Annotated in this window: 25 protein-coding genes; 23 read left to right on the top strand and 2 right to left on the bottom strand. The window is 47.4% G+C overall.

What is annotated here, in order from left to right:
• Positions 1-63 precede the first annotated feature (63 nt).
• The 11 genes from NLX67_RS00950 (at position 64) to NLX67_RS22685 (ending at position 5,339) form a co-directional block, all read left to right on the top strand.
• Positions 64-393 (top strand): hypothetical protein, encoded by a 330-nt coding sequence (locus tag NLX67_RS00950; protein ID WP_254310017.1) that lies wholly within the window; start codon positions 64-66, stop codon positions 391-393.
• Between the two features lie 5 nt (positions 394-398).
• Positions 399-872 (top strand): 2-thiouracil desulfurase family protein, encoded by a 474-nt coding sequence (locus NLX67_RS00945; RefSeq protein ID WP_254310016.1) that lies wholly within the window; start codon positions 399-401, stop codon positions 870-872.
• Between the two features lie 132 nt (positions 873-1,004).
• The gene (locus NLX67_RS00940) at positions 1,005-1,205 is read left to right on the top strand and encodes a hypothetical protein (protein ID WP_375143336.1); all 201 of its coding nucleotides are present in this window, start codon (positions 1,005-1,007) and stop codon (positions 1,203-1,205) included.
• Positions 1,195-1,593, top strand: coding sequence for a hypothetical protein (locus tag NLX67_RS00935; RefSeq protein ID WP_254310014.1), 399 nt, complete (start codon positions 1,195-1,197; stop codon positions 1,591-1,593). The genes NLX67_RS00940 and NLX67_RS00935 overlap by 11 nt, the downstream gene beginning before the upstream one ends.
• 7 nt (positions 1,594-1,600) lie before the next feature.
• On the top strand, positions 1,601-2,053 hold the full coding sequence (locus NLX67_RS00930) for a GNAT family N-acetyltransferase (protein ID WP_254310013.1): 453 nt from the start codon (positions 1,601-1,603) through the stop codon (positions 2,051-2,053).
• Positions 2,054-2,065: 12 nt separating this feature from the next.
• Positions 2,066-2,935 carry an alpha/beta hydrolase gene (locus NLX67_RS00925; RefSeq protein ID WP_375143335.1) on the top strand — a complete coding sequence of 290 codons (870 nt, stop codon included), beginning with the start codon at positions 2,066-2,068 and terminating at the stop codon, positions 2,933-2,935.
• Positions 2,929-3,330 (top strand): GNAT family N-acetyltransferase, encoded by a 402-nt coding sequence (locus NLX67_RS00920; protein WP_254310012.1) that lies wholly within the window; start codon positions 2,929-2,931, stop codon positions 3,328-3,330. Before NLX67_RS00925 ends, NLX67_RS00920 begins: the two co-directional genes overlap by 7 nt.
• A gap of 2 nt (positions 3,331-3,332) precedes the next feature.
• On the top strand, positions 3,333-4,202 hold the full coding sequence (locus tag NLX67_RS00915) for an aminoglycoside 6-adenylyltransferase (protein WP_254310011.1): 870 nt from the start codon (positions 3,333-3,335) through the stop codon (positions 4,200-4,202).
• An 89-nt stretch (positions 4,203-4,291) separates the two neighbouring features.
• Positions 4,292-4,750, top strand: coding sequence for a VanZ family protein (locus NLX67_RS00910; RefSeq protein ID WP_254310010.1), 459 nt, complete (start codon positions 4,292-4,294; stop codon positions 4,748-4,750).
• Complete coding sequence (locus NLX67_RS00905) at positions 4,747-5,169, top strand: immunoglobulin-like domain-containing protein (protein ID WP_254310009.1); 423 nt, start codon at positions 4,747-4,749, stop codon at positions 5,167-5,169. The genes NLX67_RS00910 and NLX67_RS00905 overlap by 4 nt, the downstream gene beginning before the upstream one ends.
• 38 nt (positions 5,170-5,207) lie before the next feature.
• Positions 5,208-5,339: a hypothetical protein gene (locus NLX67_RS22685; protein ID WP_256519490.1), complete on the top strand. Its 132-nt coding sequence runs from the start codon at positions 5,208-5,210 to the stop codon at positions 5,337-5,339.
• A gap of 474 nt (positions 5,340-5,813) precedes the next feature.
• Here the strand turns inward: NLX67_RS22685 and NLX67_RS00900 are convergent, their stop codons facing one another.
• On the bottom strand, positions 5,814-6,632 hold the full coding sequence (locus NLX67_RS00900; protein ID WP_254310008.1) for a YwqG family protein: 819 nt from the start codon (positions 6,630-6,632) through the stop codon (positions 5,814-5,816).
• A 247-nt stretch (positions 6,633-6,879) separates the two neighbouring features.
• On the opposite strand from NLX67_RS00900, the gene NLX67_RS00895 reads away from it, so the two are divergent.
• The 12 genes from NLX67_RS00895 to NLX67_RS00840 all read left to right on the top strand — a co-directional run bounded on the left by NLX67_RS00895 (position 6,880) and on the right by NLX67_RS00840 (position 15,979).
• Positions 6,880-7,080: a hypothetical protein gene (locus NLX67_RS00895; RefSeq protein ID WP_254310007.1), complete on the top strand. Its 201-nt coding sequence runs from the start codon at positions 6,880-6,882 to the stop codon at positions 7,078-7,080.
• Positions 7,073-7,381, top strand: coding sequence for a hypothetical protein (locus NLX67_RS00890; protein ID WP_254310006.1), 309 nt, complete (start codon positions 7,073-7,075; stop codon positions 7,379-7,381). Before NLX67_RS00895 ends, NLX67_RS00890 begins: the two co-directional genes overlap by 8 nt.
• Before the next feature lie 26 nt (positions 7,382-7,407).
• Positions 7,408-7,824 carry a lipoprotein gene (locus tag NLX67_RS00885; RefSeq protein WP_254310005.1) on the top strand — a complete coding sequence of 139 codons (417 nt, stop codon included), beginning with the start codon at positions 7,408-7,410 and terminating at the stop codon, positions 7,822-7,824.
• Between the two features lie 12 nt (positions 7,825-7,836).
• A complete protein-coding gene (locus tag NLX67_RS00880) occupies positions 7,837-8,421 on the top strand; it encodes a hypothetical protein (protein WP_254310004.1) in 585 nt (194 codons plus the stop codon).
• Positions 8,422-8,450: 29 nt separating this feature from the next.
• Entirely contained in the window at positions 8,451-8,759 is a 309-nt protein-coding gene (locus NLX67_RS00875) for a hypothetical protein (protein WP_254310003.1), read from the top strand.
• A 258-nt stretch (positions 8,760-9,017) separates the two neighbouring features.
• On the top strand, positions 9,018-10,361 hold the full coding sequence (locus tag NLX67_RS00870; RefSeq protein WP_254310002.1) for an FAD-binding oxidoreductase: 1,344 nt from the start codon (positions 9,018-9,020) through the stop codon (positions 10,359-10,361).
• Positions 10,362-10,403: 42 nt separating this feature from the next.
• Positions 10,404-11,438 carry an ABC transporter substrate-binding protein gene (locus NLX67_RS00865; RefSeq protein ID WP_254310001.1) on the top strand — a complete coding sequence of 345 codons (1,035 nt, stop codon included), beginning with the start codon at positions 10,404-10,406 and terminating at the stop codon, positions 11,436-11,438.
• 15 nt (positions 11,439-11,453) lie between these two features.
• Positions 11,454-12,275 carry a creatininase family protein gene (locus NLX67_RS00860; protein WP_254310000.1) on the top strand — a complete coding sequence of 274 codons (822 nt, stop codon included), beginning with the start codon at positions 11,454-11,456 and terminating at the stop codon, positions 12,273-12,275.
• Positions 12,276-12,288: 13 nt separating this feature from the next.
• On the top strand, positions 12,289-12,996 hold the full coding sequence (locus NLX67_RS00855; RefSeq protein ID WP_254309999.1) for an FAD-binding oxidoreductase: 708 nt from the start codon (positions 12,289-12,291) through the stop codon (positions 12,994-12,996).
• On the top strand, positions 12,989-14,236 hold the full coding sequence (locus NLX67_RS00850; RefSeq protein WP_254309998.1) for an amidohydrolase family protein: 1,248 nt from the start codon (positions 12,989-12,991) through the stop codon (positions 14,234-14,236). The genes NLX67_RS00855 and NLX67_RS00850 overlap by 8 nt, the downstream gene beginning before the upstream one ends.
• 12 nt (positions 14,237-14,248) lie before the next feature.
• Positions 14,249-15,553, top strand: coding sequence for an amidohydrolase family protein (locus NLX67_RS00845; RefSeq protein WP_254309997.1), 1,305 nt, complete (start codon positions 14,249-14,251; stop codon positions 15,551-15,553).
• Positions 15,554-15,571: 18 nt separating this feature from the next.
• Complete coding sequence (locus NLX67_RS00840; protein WP_254309996.1) at positions 15,572-15,979, top strand: NAD(P)H-dependent oxidoreductase; 408 nt, start codon at positions 15,572-15,574, stop codon at positions 15,977-15,979.
• Positions 15,980-16,045: 66 nt separating this feature from the next.
• Here NLX67_RS00840 and NLX67_RS00835 read toward each other — a convergent pair whose 3' ends face one another.
• Positions 16,046-18,094: a bifunctional diguanylate cyclase/phosphodiesterase gene (locus tag NLX67_RS00835; RefSeq protein ID WP_254309995.1), complete on the bottom strand. Its 2,049-nt coding sequence runs from the start codon at positions 18,092-18,094 to the stop codon at positions 16,046-16,048.
• Between the last annotated feature and the right edge of the window lie 24 nt (positions 18,095-18,118).

Below are 18,118 nucleotides of genomic sequence, written 5' to 3'. Positions count from 1 at the left end.
TTTCCTTATTATGTTATATTTTGATTAATTGGTGCCAGTCCACCGGCTGAGGAGGCGGACATATTGAAAAAATGGATATTCGCTTCATGTCTTTTTGCGTTTTTAACGGGATGTGCAGAGGGCAATCAAGCAAAGTTTGACGGTGAATTTGCCCGGGAAAAACAGGCAGCATGGGCTTTTTTGCAGGAACAGGATTGGACTGTAAAGGCGGAAGAGATGGCCGCTGTGAATGTGACAAAAGAGAGGCAGGATGTGGAATGGATTCGTTCCTCTGATTCAAAGAAGTGGGTGGCGGTGTCGTTTGCAGAGGAAAAAAGAAGTGTAACAGGGATACCTATCATCCTTATCGAGCCGGAAACGAAAGAAGTTGTCGGATATATACCAGGAGAGTGATAAACATGATTTTAGTCAGTTCTTGTCTTGCAGGAATGAAGGTGCGATACAACGGGACGGATCGGCTGGATGAACACATTTGCCAGCTGGTCGAAGCGAAAAAAGCGGTGATGGTTTGCCCGGAGCTTTTGGGCGGATTTCAAACACCGCGGCCGCCGGCGGAAATTATTGGCGGGACCGGCGAAGATGTACTCGACGGACGGGCAAAAGTGATGGATCAGCTTGGCCGAGACGTTACCGATATGTATGTGGCCGGCGCCATGCAAACACTCCAGACAGCAAGTGAAGTAGGCGCAACAATGGTCGTCCTGAAGGAAAACAGTCCGTCATGCGGAAGCAGCGAGATTTACAATGGAGCCTTTTCTGGGGAGAAAATCGCCGGCGCCGGTGTCACAACGGCACTTTTGCGGCGGAATGGAATGACAGTTTTATCGGAAGAAGAATTTTCGGCTAAACAGGCGGAGAAACGACATACATAAAAAGAGGAGAGATATTAATGAAAAAATGAGTTTCTCTTTTGTTTTTGCTTGCTGCAGCGCGGATATTCCATCCATACACAAAAATATATAGAATCATTCAGCTCGCATATTGAAAAACTAGAACAAAAAGAAATGGTTGCTATTCAAAGGAAAAAAGGCGAGGTCCAGGAGCTGCAGTCTGCTTTCATTAACACGACACCGTATAAAGGAAAAGAAGCTGAAGTGACAACCTATTTGTTAAAAGAAAAGCAGCTTCATGGCGACCGCGCATTCAGCGCCCTTTATAAAGTGGAAGGAAAGGTTGTTGGTGGTATTGGTCTACTTGAAAATTGATCGACAAATGAAAGAAATGGTTCTCGTTCTGCTAACCGTGTTCTTTCTAGCCGGCTGTTCGGCCCAAACGAAGCCCCTTGTCACCACGACTACTGAAAATCCAACCGCCAAAGAGGTGCTGGAACTCGATCCATCCGCTGACATATTCCAGCTGGAAGGTGTGATTTATAAAGCGAATGTAGACTGGGTTGACCAGCTGTCGCTGACAAAAGGAGAAAAAGCGGGCGAAATTGAGCAAAACGTAACCGTTCCAGAAGATTTTGGAGACGGTTCTGCGACTCATTTACCGAATGGAACCGTTATTTTCAAAGCGGCTGAACAGCAGGATGTGCTCATCGTGGATGTAGATGGAGAAGAACAGTATTATTTGGCTCAAATGGAGGGATAAAAGCGAAATGGGGGAAATTAAACAAGCTGGATTACGGGATCTGCCAGAGATTGCTTTATTGAAATTCGCCATGTTTACAGAAGTGGGCATGAACCACATTTTGCGTGATGACTTTCTTTTGGCAGTGGAGAAAACGTATCTATCGCTTTATGCAGAAGAAAAGGCGATTCACTTTGTTATCCGAAAAAACAATGTCATCATTGCGTGCGCGGGTGCTTTTTTAAAGGAAGATATCCCCTATTGTTTTTATAGGAACAGTGAGTACGGTTTTATCGGGGACGTATACGTTCATCCTGACTTCCGTAAAAAAGGGTATGCCCGGTCTTTGACGAACGCTGCGCTGGATTGGTTTGCAGAAAAAGGGATTCAAACGATTCGCCTGCTGGCAAGTGACCAGGCGAAACCCTTATATGAATCAATGGGATTTAAAGGGACAGATCAAATGATGTTAAATCGCTAAGGAGGAAAAGGATTGGATCGGATTATTGGGACATACGAAACGGACGGTCATATGACGGAATATTCGATCATTGGGGATGGGACGCCAGTGCTGGTCATGCATGGCGGTCATTCTAATTGCTATGAGGAATTTGGCTACCAGCACTTGGTCGATCATGGCTGTAAACTCATTACCCCATCGCGGGCGGGCTACGGTCTTTCCGCAGCCGGGTCACTCGATGACGCAGTCTGCGGGTATGTGAGGCTGCTGGATCATTTAGGGCTCGATTGTGTGCACCTGATTGGCGTATCCGCTGGCGGGACAAGTGCGATCAAGCTGGCTTCGTTATTTCCGGAGAGAATCAAAACACTGACGCTGCAAAGTGCAGTGGTCGGCAGGTGGCTGACAGCAGAACATACAGAATATAAAACTGCGCAGGTAATATTCCGTCCGCCTTTTGAATGGCTAACATGGACTATACTGAAGGTTTTTGGCAATGCCAGTCCGCGCTTATCATTTAAGCCGATGTTTTCCTCTTTAAGCACGCTGTCCTATGACGAGGCAAAGCATTTAATTTGGGAAGAAGATATTGAAGCGATCCGAAAAATGAACAACCGCCAGCGGTCCGGCAAGGGTTTTTTAATGGACCTGGACAATTCAGCCGCTGTAACAGAATCAGATTTGAAGCGCATAAAGTGTCTAACACTGATTCAAGCAAGCATTAACGACCGTTCTGTTTCAAACGCACATGCTTATTTTGCCAACCTTCATATTCCTTCCACTACACTGAAATTTTATAATACATGGGGACACCTAATCTGGCTTGGCGAAGGGTCCACACAAGTTGGCGACGATGTTATCGCTTTTTTACAGGCATATAATGAAAGAGGCAGCTTATGTTGAACGTGAGGGTGAATCTCTTTATTGCTGATCACGAGGTACCGGATTTGCGTGAGAAAATCGGCTGGGACCGCCGCGATCAGGACTACCCTCTTTTATTTGAGCGATGCCATTTTTGGGCGGGGGCCCGGCATGATGATGGCAGGCTTATTGCGTTCGGGTATGTATGCGGCATGGGGCTGCAGCACGGCTACATGGAGGATATTTTGGTTCATCCTGATTTCCAAGGGCAGGGAATGGGCCAAATGCTGGTGAAACGGCTGCTGGAGGAAGCAAGGCAGGCCGGGCTGGAAATCGTCACTCTGACATTTGAAAAAGAAAAAGCAGGCTTTTATGAAAAATGCGGGTTTAAGCTGAGCGGTGGGGGCGTGTGGCAAAAAGAAAAAAGCGAGGGATAAGTATGCAGAAGAATCGGCGGACTGATCAGGACATGATGGATCTTATTTTAAAAACGGCCGAGCTAGATGAACGGATTCGCCTGGTGGGCATGAATGGCTCCCGTGTGAACCGGAACGCGCTCAAAGACGAATTTCAGGATTATGACATTGTATATGCAGTGACGGATCTGGCTTCATTTTTGGCAGAACCGGAATGGATTGATGTGTTTGGGGAACGGATCATCATGCAGACACCGGAAAATATGTCGCTGTTTCCACCACAGCTGGGCGGACGTTTTTCCTATTTAATGCTTTTTACGGAAGGCAGCCGGATTGACTTGACGCTTATACCGCTGTCTGACATTAAGCAATATGCCGAAGAAGATTCATTGACTGCTATTTTGCTGGATAAGGATCAGCGTTTCTCCCACGTAAAGCCGCCTTCAGATCGCGATTACTGGATTCAAAAGCCACCGTCCGCTTTTTTTCAGGACTGCTGCAACGAGTTTTGGTGGATCACGACCTATGTGGCAAAGGGGCTGGCGCGCGGAGAACTATTGTATGCGCAGGAGCACTTAAACCAGAACGCCCGGCCGATGCTTTTGCAAATGCTTCAATGGCGCGCTGGAATCGACACTCAATTTTCGGTCAGTGCCGGTAAAAGCAGCAAGTATTTTAAAAAATATCTTTCGGAACAAGAATGGAATGCGCTGTTAGCCACCTTTGCGTCTGGGGAAAAGGAAGACATATGGCGGGCGCTGTTTGAGATGAGCGATTTGTTCCGGCAGACCGCCATTCGGGTGAGGGACCATTTTCGATTTACGTATCCGCACGAAGACGATCGGCGAGTCACACAGTATTTGCACGATATAAAAGCAAGATCGATTTTTTAATAACGAAAGAATGTATGTTTTGCTTCGCCGTTGTATCGGATTGATTGTTCATCTGGCGCTATTCGGATGAGATAAAGGAGAATGAAGAAATGCGTTTTGGAAAATGGCTTGTTTTGGTGATGTATTTACTCGTTTTAACAAAATTTATTTTGTTTAAACAATACCCATCGCTAAATCTTTGGCAGGTAACAGATAAAAGCCAGCTGGCGCTGCGGTGGGAGTCAGCTAATCTCATTCCATTTCAATCGATCCGCTTGTTTTTAGCGCCATCAAACTTAACGCCATCGATACGGCTTCAAAATTTGGCCGGAAATGTTCTGCTGTTTGTTCCACTCGGACTGTTGCTGCCTTTCTGGTTTCACCGCTGCCGCCGATTTTTTTCTGTGACAGGAGCAGCGGCCGGGCTAAGCCTTTTCTACGAAGTGGTTCAGCTTTTATTCGGCTTCGGCAGCTTTGATGTGGATGATCTGCTCCTTAATACAATAGGCGGCATGATCGGGTACGGGCTGTTTTTTCTTTTTAAAAAAAGAAGGAGGGACCAAACGTGAAAAAAAGGAGAGCGGTTTTGTTTTTGCTTGTTTTTCTGGTAGCATGCCAGTCACCAGAGAGCCAGCTGACCGAAAAAGCACAAATACAGAAGCGACCGCAATCGGAAAACGGCGTGATGGTCACGGCGGAGCAGGAGGTATATAAGACGAAGGCGGACAAAATCATGGTGCTTATTCACAATGACAGCGATGAAGAATTCTCAACAGGGGTCCACCTCTTTTTAGAAAAAAAGGTGTATGATATGTGGCATGAGTTTCCGTATGAACATGACGTGTTTACAGCAGAAGCAATGATTATTATGCCCGGTGAAACATCCGAATTGAGCGTCTCGGTGGACGAGCTGAAATACGACCTGACGCCGGGGGAATACCGGGGAACCATCAATGGCTTAGCCGCACCGTTTCGAGTAGAGGATTGATAAATATTTAGCAGAGAATAGCATCAGGAGGGGTTCGTTTGATTATTCTTGTGATCATCATTTTATTTGTCTTTTTATTTGATTTCGCAAAAATCAGGCAGCAAAATCAAACGATTATTGACCAAAATGAAAAAGTCATTTCTTTATTAGAAGACATCAAAAACAAATAGGACGATCCCGCGGTTCTTTTTTTATTTTTAAAATTCAGGCCTGCTTGAGCCGGTATAATAAAATTTGGGACGGTTTCCTATACGCTAAGGCCGATAAATATTTTTACCGGCTCTAGCACAGGAAATACCGGCCTAAAATAAAAAATACCGCCCCAAGTCAAAGGGATCAGATCCATTCAGGCAGCTAAAAGATTTGATTATCGTTTCTCGATATGCGCGTGATAGAACGCTTTGAACATAGAAAAATGATCCGCAAACCCGACATGAAGGGCAGCGAGCCGATGATTAAGTGCTGAGCGCGAAATCGCATGGTGTTGGAGAAGTTCAATTTGCTCTTCAAGCGTTTGGCGTGAACGTTTCCTCGTCCAGCAATTCAATAATCATCTCGCGTGTATCCCGGACCACTTGATTAAACGGGTACATCCAGCCCAGCCACCACCGCAAGCAGAAAAATCCACCTTTTTCTGCGTTTCATTACGAGCAATCCCAGTTATACCAGGCATTTTCAAATTTTTTCGATTTTAAATCTTCGGGTGAAATAAAGAAGTTGCCGATGCCAGCGTCGCCCCACATAATTTCCCAATCCTGTCCGCTGCCAAAGCATGAATCAAGCTGAAACAATAGAATATCATTTTGTTTGCCCTCCTTTATATATTCACGCGGGTCTGTTTGGGTAAAACTCGGATAGCCGCCAAGCTGCGTGCCGAAACCCAATAACTCTTCATATTTCTCATCGTACGGGTCGAAGTCGTCAAACTCATATTTTCCTGTGCCAAACGTCTGCTCAAATTCAACTGAGTCGGTCAGGAGAATTTGTTTGGTGAGAGAGGGAATCATCGCCACTTCTGTATCTACAATCGGATACTGCTCTTCGTCCGCAAACGGCTCATGCATTGCCAGCTGTTCCTCCCGTGTGTAGCTTTCCACATTAAACGATTCAAAGTAAAGCACCCGATACCCGTCTTTATTATCGTAATCATCAAAATCCGCACCAATTAAGTCATCGTAGTAATCCACATAAAACGCCAATAAACCGTGGGAAGGATACGGATGGAGAGCGGGCATTTCTGCAAAGTTAATTTGCGCGAGCAGTGATAATGGCCTGCCGTCCGGATTAACTGGAAACGCCATGTTTTTCGGAATGTAACCAACGCCGCCTGCTTTTGATGTCATCAGCGGCAGCTCGCCGTCTGGTTGGAGTGAAAATTCAATAATCTCCCTTTGTGTATTTAAAAATGCTTCCTCCCATTGTTTAGGAAGAAGTTCCTTTACTTTTCGCTCAAACTTGTCCATAGCTGCACCTCGATTGATGGTTTATTTCTCAATTAAAAGCATAACAAAAAAAGAGAAAAAACCCAATTATTTCATTGTTTGCTTATTGTTTTGAATAATTTGTTATAAGATCCGACCTTTAAAAAAAGCCGTTTATGAAGCGGGAAATCGGGCTGAAGGCTACCTTTATTTCCTTGTATAAAAAATGGTTGTTTATTCAAAAATAGTATATGATGGACCCATATCAAGGATGGAGAGGAGCTGCCATATGCCGTATTTATTCATCGCGATGATCATTGGAGCGATTTTGTTCTTGATCATCAGAGCGGCGAGAAAAAAATCATTGCCGCAAAACCGCTATACCCCGCATGATGACATTGAGCTCGGCCGTCCGTTTGATTCAAAGCGGGATCATCCGGAATCAGATACAAAACACCACATTCAGTACGAAGAAAAGCGGGATGACTAGCCGGCGAAGGATAGTCAGCCGGCTAAAGCCGAAAACGATCTATGGAAAAGCAGCGATGGCCTGTTTGGTTTATTACCTGGTGCTCGCCCTGCTTTTCTTTCTGAATCCGCTGCTTTTTATGAACCCGTTGATCCTGCCGATAACCGGCGGGGTCGCTTTTTTGGCGATTGTTGCAGGCATCATGGGCAGCTGGAGGGAAGTGGATGACGCCAAAACAGTGCCAATCATCGTGCTTTTCTTTAGTATACCGGTTTTATGCACCACTATTTACCTGCAGGTTTATTGGACGTTTGGCGGTTGAAAACCTGGCAGAAAAGGAGCGTTTTCATGAAGAAATGGCTAATTCTTTTTTCTGCTTTGTTTCTGCTGGCAGGCTGTCAGCTGAGCCCGCCCTCTTTATCAGTGAAAGCAGATGGGAAAGCGTTGGACGTGTATCAGGGAAGCTACTGCTGGCGGGCGTTGGGGAAGGGCGAATGTGCGGACACAGGCGGACCGGTTCATGTAATAGGGGAGGACAAGCCCAAGACGGTGGAAGCAGGAAGTGAAGCGGTTCTTTCTTTTTGGGGAGATCCAGAGACTCTCAATATGTCGCTCGAAGGCAGCAGAGAAACAGTAGCACTGACTTTGGAAAATGGTAAAGCAACCGTAGACCTCCCCGATGAACCGGGCGTTTATCTTTACAGTGTATCAGGACAATGGGAGCAGGGTAGCGCCGGTTATTTTTTTCAAGTGAAGGTAGAATAATGGAGGAGTTAGATGAAAAAATGGGCAATGATGCTGGCGGGGGGAATTATGCTTGCCGGCTGTTCGGAGAAAACGGAGAAACCAGCTTCGCAGAACACGCAGTCAGATGAGTGGGTGGTGTACGGAGATGAATTGTTCAGTGCTGAGGAGCAAAAGCGATTGGGTGCGCATATGGATCTGTTAGGTGGAGATGCGGTTCGAATAAGCGGGCCTGCTGCCGTAACGGCTTCGTACGAACTTTGGCAAAACGGCAAAATCGTCGAGCCCGGTGGTACACTGTCCCCAACGGAGAAAGCGGAAAATATATCGTTCTCAATTCGGCCGAGTGCGAAAGCAAATGATAAAGATACTCTTACCATTTCCTATAACGACGGAAATGCAGTATTTGCGACAGAAATAAGCGCGCTGCCAGTAGAGTCGTTAGCGCATGGCGCGATCGATTTAACAGGAATAGACGGCATGGCGATTGCACCCGGTGAGAAAAAAGCGGTCTGGGGTTATGCCGCAGTAAAAGTGGAAGACGTTTCTCCGGGAAGTGAAAAAGAGCTCAAGCAATCACCCTGGGGGCTGATTGTCTACATCGAAGCAGCCCAATAGAGTCACTTTATGGAAAGGAAGCACTCATTATGAAAAAAATTCGCCGTACTTTATTTCTCTTTACAGCCGGAATTATTGGACTCATAGGTTATGACCAGCTTTATATGAAAAGCCAGAAGCTGCCGGTGGAAATGACGGTTTCGAATAGCCTGGCGCAGGCGGACCAGGACCGGATTTCCGTCAGTCCAAAGGACGCCACGGTAAAACGAGTGTGGTATGAAAGACAGCTTGCTCATGAAGTAACCGTTCATCATACTGAAACCAAATCATTAGGTGAGTTAGTCGTTTACGTGGGGATGGATCGTGAAACAGTGCTTGGACAAAAAAATAACGAATGAGGTTCCTTGAAAGAAGTCCGTTATTGGGCTTCTTTTTTTGTTAGAAAATATGACAATATATTTAAGGGTTTAATGAAGTTTGTGTAAGAAAGTCAATCAATATTGTTATTTTTTCTAAATAGATTCATGTAATTTAGTGATGTTGAACATTGTTTGTCCGAATTAGGCAGATTATGATGTCAATATAAATGACATAAGAAAGGGCAGACACTATCGATTAATTTCTGAATTTTTTGATTTCAAGAAGGAGTGAGGAGATTGAGTGAAAAGCTACGTCAGGCGGTGAGCGGAGAGGCTTTTATAACAGATGAAGCCGTGATTGCCAGGCTGTCGAAAGATTATTACTGGTACTCACCTGTTTTGGAAAAAGAGCTGGCTGGTAAAAGAGCTGATTATGTGATTGTACCGGAGACAGAGGAAGAACTGAGGCGGGCGCTGCAGGCAGCAGCCAGTGAAAAAATCCCGGTAACCATCCGTGGCGGCGGGACGGGCAACTATGGACAGGCTGTACCGATGACCGGTGGACTTGTTGTCGACTTGAGCAGGCTCACTGAAATTCTCGAAATTGGTGATGGATTTGTCCGCGTGCAGGCAGGGGCGCGGTTAAGAGACATCGAAAAAGCGATTCATGAAACCGGTCAGGAGCTGAAGATTTATCCGTCTACATTTGTTAAAGCAACGGTCGGCGGCTTTGTGTCCGGCGGATCGGGTGGAGTCGGTTCGGTAACGTGGGGTAATTTATGGGATGGGAACGTGATCAGCGCCAAAATTATGACAATAGAAGCGTCCATCCGTGAGCTGACGGTGTCCGGAGACGAGCTTCAGCATTACATTCACAGCTACGGCACAATCGGCATTATGACTGAAGTGACGATTCCGATTACGCCGAAATCCCGCTGGGTGCAGCAAATATATGCTTTCACCGATTTTTCAGAAGCCCTTCACTTTTCCCGGGCTGTGGCAGAAGAAGAAAAATGGAAAAAACGGCTCGTTTCTGTGATGGAAGCTCCGATTTCTGATTTTTTTAAACCGTTGAAAAAACACATTGGAGCCTCAGACCGCGCACTGGTTCTGCTGGAAATCGATGAAAGCAATCAAGCTTTACTTGAACAAGAAGCGGACCGCTTTCACGGAAAAGCCATTTACACGATTTCTGCCGATCAGTACCGGAAAGGAATCGGCCTGTCTGACTTCACCTGGAACCATACAACGCTCTGGGCGCTGAAAGCAGATAAGCAATGGACTTATTTACAAAACTTTTTTTCAATCGACAATCTTTACAAGCAGGTGAAAGAAATTAAGAGCCGTTTCGGTGCCGACGTGCTGCTTCACTTTGAGTGGCTACGTGATAAAGGCCGCCTCGTGCCGGCTGCGCTGCCGCTTGTGAAGTTTGAGTCAAAGAAACAACTGGATGAAGTCATCCACTTTTTTAACGAAATTGGCGCTTCCACAAGTGATCCGCACACGTATTTGCTTGGTGCGGGGGGCTGGGATATGCAGATGGACGCCATTGCGCAAAAAAAGAAAGAAAATGACCCGTTTGGTTTGCTGAATCAGGCAAAGATTCCGAACAAAGAACATATTCAAGGTCTTAACGTATAACGAAAATTTCTATACATACGAGAGAAAGAGGAGGATGAACAAATGGAGAAGAGATCATTTTTGAAGTGGAAAGCAGCACGATCAGCGGTGGCGGTTCTGTCACTTGCCGCCCTTACCGCGTGCAGCGGGACAGCATCTGACAATTCATCCAGTGAAGAAGAAGCGGTAGCAGAAAGCACTGAGCTATTCGAAATGAAGCAAATTACCAGCTGGTTTCCGCAGGTGGAAAACGCGGGGCAGTATTACGCACAAATGGAAGGTTTTTATGAGGATGAAGGCATTGATATGACGACGGAACCGGGCGGGCCGCAGGTATCTTCTATTTCGATTGTCTCATCTGGCCAGGCGCAGTTTGGCATGGCGCAGGCGGACCAGGTGCTGTATGCGATTGATGAAGGTATCCCGCTCGTCACAGTTTTTGCCAACTTCCAAACAACACCGCAGGGAATTATGTTTCATAAAGACCAGCCGATCAAAACGTTCGATGATTTAGGAAAAGACTATGAAATTTATTCAGCACCAGGTGCTGGCTACTGGAAATACTTAGTTAATGAATATGATATTGATGAATCTCAGGCACGCAGCTACACCGGAGATAATACGATCTTTATGTCAAACAAAAAGGCAGCATCGCAAATGTACGTTACGTCTGAGCCGTATTATTTGGCACAGGAAGGCGTCGAAACCGGTCATCTCTTAATCGCCGATTCTGGCTATTCACCTTATGGGGACGTATTGTTTACGACAAAAGAGTTTATGGAAGAAAATCCAGAAATGGTGCAGGCGTTTGTGAACGCGACGAAAAAAGGCTGGGAAGCGTACCACGAGGATCCAGCGAAAGTATACGACTACATTAAGGAATTAGATCCGGAAAAAACAGTAGAGCAGATGGAATACGCAACCGGTGAAATGGAAGAACTTGTCTTTGGCGGCGATGCAAAAGAAAGTGGCGTCGGCACGATGACAGAAGAACGCTGGCAGACACTCATTGACCAAGTATACGACCTTGGTTTAATTGAAAACAAAATGGAAACATCGGATGTGTACACGACAGAATTTTTGGAAAAGGCGGAATAAGAAGGAGCGATGCAGATGAATCAGCAAAACGAGAAGGCGTGGCAGGAATTTTTCCTGCCGCGCCTTACCACTACAGACATTCAAAACCTTGATAAAAAAAAGGGAGTCGTCGTGCTGCCGGTCGGCGCTGTAGAACAGCATGGCCCGCATTTGCCGGTATACACGGACACGCTGATTGCAGAAGGCATGCTCAACCGTATATTTGAGCATATCGAACCGGAAGACAATGTGTGGCTGCTGCCCCCTATCCCATATGGAAAAAGCAACGAGCATTTTGGAAAGCCAGGTGTGATGACCCTGTCTGCGCATACGCTCGGTCAGGTCGTTCTCGATATCGGCAAAAGCGTCAAGGCAAGCGGATTCCGCCGCCTCGTCCTTTTCAACACACACGGAGGAAATCTCGATTTGTTAAATATGATGGCCCGCGAAATCCGGATCGAAACGGGCTTAATGGTGTTCCGTATGAATGTGATGGACTTTAAAGGGGAGCTTGAAGATTTGTATTCAAAGGAAGAGCTGCAATACGGCATTCATGGCGGCGATGTGGAGACGTCGATGATTCTCGCCCTTGAAGAAAGCTGGGTGCAGATGGACAAGGCGCCAGTAGAATACTACGCCTATAATCAGCCGGTGGATATAAAAGGCGGTCCCTATGCGGCGTGGCTCATCGATGATTTGTCCGCGTCCGGCATTTCCGGTGAAGCTGCCCTCGCGACAAAAGAAAAAGGAATCCAGACGATCGATCGGCTCAGCCGAAAAATGGCCGGTACGCTTCAGGAGATCAGCTCATTTGAAATGGACTCCTTCCACTCAAAGCCGGTGCCATCAACCACATAAAGGAGGTGCAGGAATGACCCGTGTACTTGAACTGCAGCAGGCATTCGGAGAAGACGTGATCCGGCTGGACGAAGCGTATGTGAAAAAAAGATCGCGTGACTATTACTGGTATTCTCCTATTTTGAAAAAACAGCTGGACGGCTATGCGGGAGACTGTGTGGCGATTCCGCGTGATGAAGAGGAGCTGGCGGCTATTCTTTCGTTTGCGGTCCGCTACCGGATTCCAGTGGTGCCAAAAAGAGGCGGAACCGGCAACTACGGACAGATTATTCCGTTACACGGTGGAATTGTGCTGGATACGACGAAGCTGAATACGGTCAAACGAATCGACGATGGCGCCGGCACATTCGGAGCGGGTATCCCTCTTGGTAAATTGGCGCGTATGTTAAAGGAAAGTGGTAAGGAGCTGCGTTTTTTTCCATCTACGTATATGAAATCAACGCTTGCCGGGTTTATTGCCGGAGGAACGGACGGGGTCGGCTCGATTAAGTACGGCACGCTCTGGGACGAAGGCAATGTGCTTAAGCTGACGATCATGACCATGGAAGAAAAGCCGAGGCGGCTCACTGTCCGCGTCAGCAATCCGCATACGTTCCTGCTTGAAGAAGGCGGGAAGGATGACTGGATTGCTCATATTTGTCAGGCGAAGCGGGAAAATGATCCGTACAGCCTGCTGAATCCAGGCAAGACGAAACGGATGGAGGTGGCGGAGCATGTATGATCTGCTGCTTCGAAATGTACGGCCTGCGTTTTCTGAAAAGATGTATGATATTGCAGTTCAAAACGGACGAATTGCGAAAATCGGCCAGCTGTCCTTTTCTGCAAACCGCGTAATGGAGGGAGGAGGCAAAGCGGTGCTGCCGCCCTACGTCGAGTCGCATATTCATCTCGATACGGCGCTTACAAGCGGGTTGCCGCGATTGAATGAGTCGGGAGAGCTGTTTGAAGGCATTGAGCTCTGGAATGACTACCGGACGCATTACTTAACAAAAGAAGATGTCACGAAACGGGCGCATGCCGTCATTGACGAAATGGTAAAGCATGGTGTCCTGTACATGCGCGGCATGGTCGACGTATCAGATCCTCAGCTGACCGCATTGCATGCACTGCTTGATGTAAAGAGGGCTGTTGCGCCTTTTCTGACGCTTCAGCTGATCGCTTTTCCGCAAAAGGGGATCACGGCAGATAGAGGCGAGCTGCTGCGCCAAGCGATCAAACGCGGTGCAGACGGCATCAGCGCAGTACCGCACCTGGAGCCGACACGTGAAAAAGGAATTGAATCGCTGTATGTATGCTTTGAGCTGGCCAAAGAATACGATAAAGACATCCACATTTTTTGTGATGAAATCGATGACGGCACTTCTCGTTTTGTAGAGATAGTGGCGTCGCTTGCAGCTGAATATGGAATGGGGAACCGTGTCACTGTCAGCCATTTGAACGCGATGGCGTATTATCCGGAAGCATACGTGCGCAAGCTGATCGGTTTGATCGAGGCGTCAGGCATCAACGTAGTGACGTGCCCGCTGATCAGCACAGCTGTTCAAGGGCGGCTCGATGCATGGCCAAAGGGGCGCGGCATCACGCGGGTGAAGGATTTGCATGAAGCGGGAGTAAATGTGGCAGTGGCCCATGATGATTTTTTAAGCCCGTTTTATCCGCTTGGAACCGGCTCGCTTTTATCAGCCGGCCACATGCTGCTTCATCAGGCTCATATGACCGGTGCGCGAGATTTTGATTCGGTGTATGGAATGATGACAGCGAATGGTGCGCGGGTGATGAACATCGAGGGGTATGGCATTCAGGAGGGCCATCGTGCTGACTTTATTCTGGTTTCGGCCGAAAGTGCCCACGACCTGCTTCGGCGCCAGCCCGTCACAGAGCTGGTCGTTTCAAATGGACAAATCGTTTGTGAAACGGTGCCGGCGCAGACAACGTATTTGATTGGACAGACTTGTACATAAGGGGTGAACAGGATGGAGATGACGCTTTTAAATGCCCGTATTCCGATTTGGAATGCGAACTTGTATTACGACATGGCTATACAGGACGGAAAAATTGTGTCGATTGACAGTCACGAACAATTGCAAAGCGGGGGTGAGCCATTTTCGTTTGCAGCGACAGATGAAGAAAGGAAGGGAACGGTCGTAGATGTAGAAGGTGCGATCCTGCTGCCGTCCTTTTCTGACATTCATATGCACCTGGATAAGTCACATTCTCTTCCTTTTGCCCAAAACATCAGCGGGACGCTTCAGGAAGCAATTGAAAGCTATGGCCAGGCTTCCCAGTTCGTCACTGATGAAAATATGAAAGAGAGAATGAGAAAAACGGTGCTGTCAGCGCTTGCGCATGGCACTCGGTCGGTCCGCACACATATTGATTTTCACACCCGTCTGGATGAAGACGTGATGTTTCGAGGAGTTCGAATGGCGCTGGAATTGCGGAAAGAGTTCCAATCGGTTGTGGATATTCAAGTGTTCCCGATGCTGCCGTATTATCCGTACGACGAACAGGATCGCACCCGCATTGAACAGCTCCTCACGATGAACATCGACGGAATTGGCGGTGCTCCGCATATTAGCCCTGATCCTCATGAAGGGGTGCGCGAGCTTTTCCGCTACGCTGTAAAGCACAACCTGCCGCTCGATATTCACACAGACGAAAGTGATGACCCGCAGACAAACACGATTTTAACGATTGTGGACGAAACCATTAAGCACGGCTACGAAGGACGCGTCAACGTCGGTCATTTGTGCTCGCTTGCCGCAATGAATCAGAAGCAGGCTGATGATGTAATCGAGAAAATGAAGCAGGCATCGTTAACAGCTGTCACATTGCCGGCCGCTAATTTGTACTTACAGGGCCGTGGTGATAAAGGGACGGTCCGGCGCGGCGTCACGCGTGTAAAGGAGCTGCGGACAGCGGGTATTCCGGTTGCCACCGCCTCTGATAACGTCTGCGACCCGTTTCATCCATTTGGCCGCGGTGATTTGCTGCAGATTGCTCAAATTACCGGCTACGCGGCACATATGGGTGGAAAGGAAGACGTCATTGACCTGCTTCGAATGATCACAGACGAGCCGGCTGCCATTATCGGGCAAACGAATAAAGGCATTCAAATCGGTCAGGAAGCAAGCTTTGTGCTCATTCAAGCCTATTCAGTAGAAGAGCTTTTCGCCCAGCTGCCGCAAACACGCGCGGTTTATGGAAATGGGCAGTGGCTGTCGAAAATGCGTACGGCTGTATCGTTTAGCCAGACCGCATCGGAGAGCCCGGTGTAAAGAAAGGGGGAATGATTTTTGACGACGATTGCGATTGTCTATTACAGTGCCTATGGACACATTACCGAGCTGAGTGAAGCGGTCGCTGAAGGCATCGGTGCCGTAGACGGAGCCGTGTACAGACGGCTGCGCATTCCTGAATTTTCTGATCCGGCTATTCGGGTTGCGCTTCAAAGACAGAATCAGGCTTCTTCTAAACTGGGCAAACGTTTTGGATTGACAAAGCGGGTGGAAGATTATGAAAAGGTGCAGCAGGAGCAGGCGATGATTCCGGTTGCAACGATGGACGATTTACGTGAGGCGGACGGAATCATCTGGGGATTCCCGACGTATTTAGGGACGATGCCCGGTCAGGTGAAATCGTTTCTGGATCAGGCAGGACAGTTTTGTACGACTGAAAAAGGGCTGTTCTCTTTCATGAAATAAAAACAGCTGAATCCATGAGAGGGGATTCAGCCGGTTGTTTGTCCATAATGCGCACATCTAAAGCCGTCAGAATGTTTTTTCTGCTTGTACAAAAAAACCTCTTCGCCATTCTTCCATTTCAGCCGGCGTCATCGGCTTCCCATAATAATAGCCTTGAATGGCGATGGGGTGATCGGTGGAAATGAGAAATTCAACCTGCTCGGCCGTTTCCACTCCTTCAATGACAATATGCAGATTCAACGACTGGCCGAGTGTGATAATCGCCAGCAGAATGGCCGAGTCTTTTTCAGAATAGGGCACCTGATCGACGAATGACTTATCAATTTTCAGTGTGTTGATCGGTATTTGACGCAAAAAAGATAGAGAAGAGATACCTGTTCCGAAGTCGTCCAGCGCAACGGAAAAGCTCTGCTGCCGGAATAAGTTAATCGCCTGGATGGCGCTTTCTGCCGACTGAACGACGCTTGTTTCGGTCACTTCAAGCTCAAGCTGCTCCGGGTGAATCGAATAGCGTTCGATCACTTTTTTCAGTACATTGTTTAATTTAGAAGACGTAATGTATTCACCGGGAATGTTCACGGCGACCTTTTGATCAGGCAGACCGGACTGTGTCCATTGCTGCAGCTGCCGGGCAGCGCGGTCAATCACCCAGTCGGTCACCTCATCAATTCGGTGGTTTTGCTCCAGAATCGGAATAAACACACCGGGTGACAGCATGCCAAGAGTGGGATGCTTCCAGCGGATGAGTGCTTCAAACCCGTCAAGCTGTCCAGAAGCAGCCAGTATCTTTGGCTGATAGACAAGAAACAGCTCGTCCTCTGCCATCGCGCGACCAAGACTTTGCACCACTTTTTGATCAAAGGAAAAGGTGTGAATGTTCGGATCGTATACAACCACTTCGTTGTCATATCGGGCGAGCGGATGTTCAAGAACAGCCAGTGCATTTGAGTACAGCTGGTGCTGTGTATCAGGTCCTTTTATAGAGGAAACTGCACATACAGAGGTCAGGTAAATCCATTTATCCTCCAGATAAAAAGGTCCTCTCCATTTTTCTGCGATATTTTCCATGATCCGAAGAAAAATTTTCTGATCGACTTCTTCCGCGAGAAAAGCAAACCGGTTTCCTTCAATCCGATACAGCACCATAAAGCTGGCGCGGGCTTTCTGCAGCTCAAGAGCAATCTGTTGAATCAGCATGTCTCCGAAGGTATAGCCGTACCCATTATTAATTTTTTCAAAGCCATGAAAATGCCAGATGGCTAACAGACGGTGGTCTGATTTTTTCATCAATGTCTTTTCAAACTGACGGCGGTTAGGCAGTCGGGTCAGGCCGTCAAAGTAGCTGATTCTGTAGTCAATGTACCGGTCCATCAGGCTGGAGAAAAGAAGCGAGATGAGCAGGAAAAACATTCCGGCTGTGACCGAACCAATCAGCATATTCATATCGGAATGGGCTGCATGTACCGAGATTATGGCAGTGGGAGAAGCAAAAAAGGAAACGGCCGCCATACCAGTGTAATGCATGCTAGAAACCGCCAGTCCCATTAAAAGGGCGGTCAGGATTTTCATAAGCCGTTTTTTCATCAGCTGTTTTAAGCTGGAGAAAATATAAAGGGCCACGAATGAAACAACAATGGCAATGATAACAGATAAAATGAACAAACCAGCGTGATAGGTATAGATAGCATCCATCTCCATCGCTTCCATTCCCATATAATGCATCGCTGCAATGCCAATCCCCATTGCGACTCCTGCCAGAGCGAAGGTCATCAAAGACTGGTTTTGCTTGTTGGCTAAATGAAAAGCGAGAAAAGAAGCCACAATGGCCGGCAAAATAGAAAGAAAGGTCCAGAGGTGGTTATAGCTCATCGAGACAGGCAGCGAAAAAGCATTCATACCGATGAAATGCATCGACCAAATGCCGAATCCCATTGCGAGCGACGCAAGGACGAGCCAGACGGACTGGTGGAAAAAGCCGTTTTTCTGCACACGCTCATTCATTGAAAGAGCTGTATATGAAGCGAGAGAAGCCATTGAGATCGACAAAACGACGATCGGCCACGAATAGTCTCCTGATAATTCACTGTAAGTTTGCGGGATAGAGGGCGAAAACATGTACATTCCTCGTTTCTACAAATA

Source organism: Domibacillus sp. A3M-37 (assembly GCF_024213455.1).
Lineage (GTDB): Bacteria > Bacillota > Bacilli > Bacillales > Domibacillaceae > Domibacillus > Domibacillus tundrae.
The sequence above is the reverse complement of the archived record's forward strand: the minus strand, read 5'-3'. Positions and strand labels throughout refer to the sequence as shown.

Excerpts from the sequence above, each read along its gene's own strand:
- NLX67_RS00920 (WP_254310012.1), top strand. The coding sequence starts at position 2,929 with ATGTTGAACGTGAGGGTGAATCTCTTTATTGCTGATCACGAGGTACCG.
- NLX67_RS00910 (WP_254310010.1), top strand. The coding sequence starts at position 4,292 with ATGCGTTTTGGAAAATGGCTTGTTTTGGTGATGTATTTACTCGTTTTA.
- NLX67_RS00865 (WP_254310001.1), top strand. The coding sequence starts at position 10,404 with ATGGAGAAGAGATCATTTTTGAAGTGGAAAGCAGCACGATCAGCGGTG.
- NLX67_RS00900 (WP_254310008.1), bottom strand. The coding sequence starts at position 6,632 with ATGGACAAGTTTGAGCGAAAAGTAAAGGAACTTCTTCCTAAACAATGG.
- NLX67_RS00850 (WP_254309998.1), top strand. The coding sequence starts at position 12,989 with ATGTATGATCTGCTGCTTCGAAATGTACGGCCTGCGTTTTCTGAAAAG.
- NLX67_RS00915 (WP_254310011.1), top strand. The coding sequence starts at position 3,333 with ATGCAGAAGAATCGGCGGACTGATCAGGACATGATGGATCTTATTTTA.
- NLX67_RS00930 (WP_254310013.1), top strand. The coding sequence starts at position 1,601 with ATGGGGGAAATTAAACAAGCTGGATTACGGGATCTGCCAGAGATTGCT.
- NLX67_RS00855 (WP_254309999.1), top strand. The coding sequence starts at position 12,289 with ATGACCCGTGTACTTGAACTGCAGCAGGCATTCGGAGAAGACGTGATC.
- NLX67_RS00895 (WP_254310007.1), top strand. The coding sequence starts at position 6,880 with ATGCCGTATTTATTCATCGCGATGATCATTGGAGCGATTTTGTTCTTG.
- NLX67_RS00875 (WP_254310003.1), top strand. The coding sequence starts at position 8,451 with ATGAAAAAAATTCGCCGTACTTTATTTCTCTTTACAGCCGGAATTATT.
- NLX67_RS00835 (WP_254309995.1), bottom strand. The coding sequence starts at position 18,094 with ATGTTTTCGCCCTCTATCCCGCAAACTTACAGTGAATTATCAGGAGAC.
- NLX67_RS00845 (WP_254309997.1), top strand. The coding sequence starts at position 14,249 with ATGGAGATGACGCTTTTAAATGCCCGTATTCCGATTTGGAATGCGAAC.
- NLX67_RS00890 (WP_254310006.1), top strand. The coding sequence starts at position 7,073 with ATGACTAGCCGGCGAAGGATAGTCAGCCGGCTAAAGCCGAAAACGATC.
- NLX67_RS00880 (WP_254310004.1), top strand. The coding sequence starts at position 7,837 with ATGAAAAAATGGGCAATGATGCTGGCGGGGGGAATTATGCTTGCCGGC.
- NLX67_RS00860 (WP_254310000.1), top strand. The coding sequence starts at position 11,454 with ATGAATCAGCAAAACGAGAAGGCGTGGCAGGAATTTTTCCTGCCGCGC.
- NLX67_RS00945 (WP_254310016.1), top strand. The coding sequence starts at position 399 with ATGATTTTAGTCAGTTCTTGTCTTGCAGGAATGAAGGTGCGATACAAC.
- NLX67_RS00885 (WP_254310005.1), top strand. The coding sequence starts at position 7,408 with ATGAAGAAATGGCTAATTCTTTTTTCTGCTTTGTTTCTGCTGGCAGGC.
- NLX67_RS00940 (WP_375143336.1), top strand. The coding sequence starts at position 1,005 with ATGGTTGCTATTCAAAGGAAAAAAGGCGAGGTCCAGGAGCTGCAGTCT.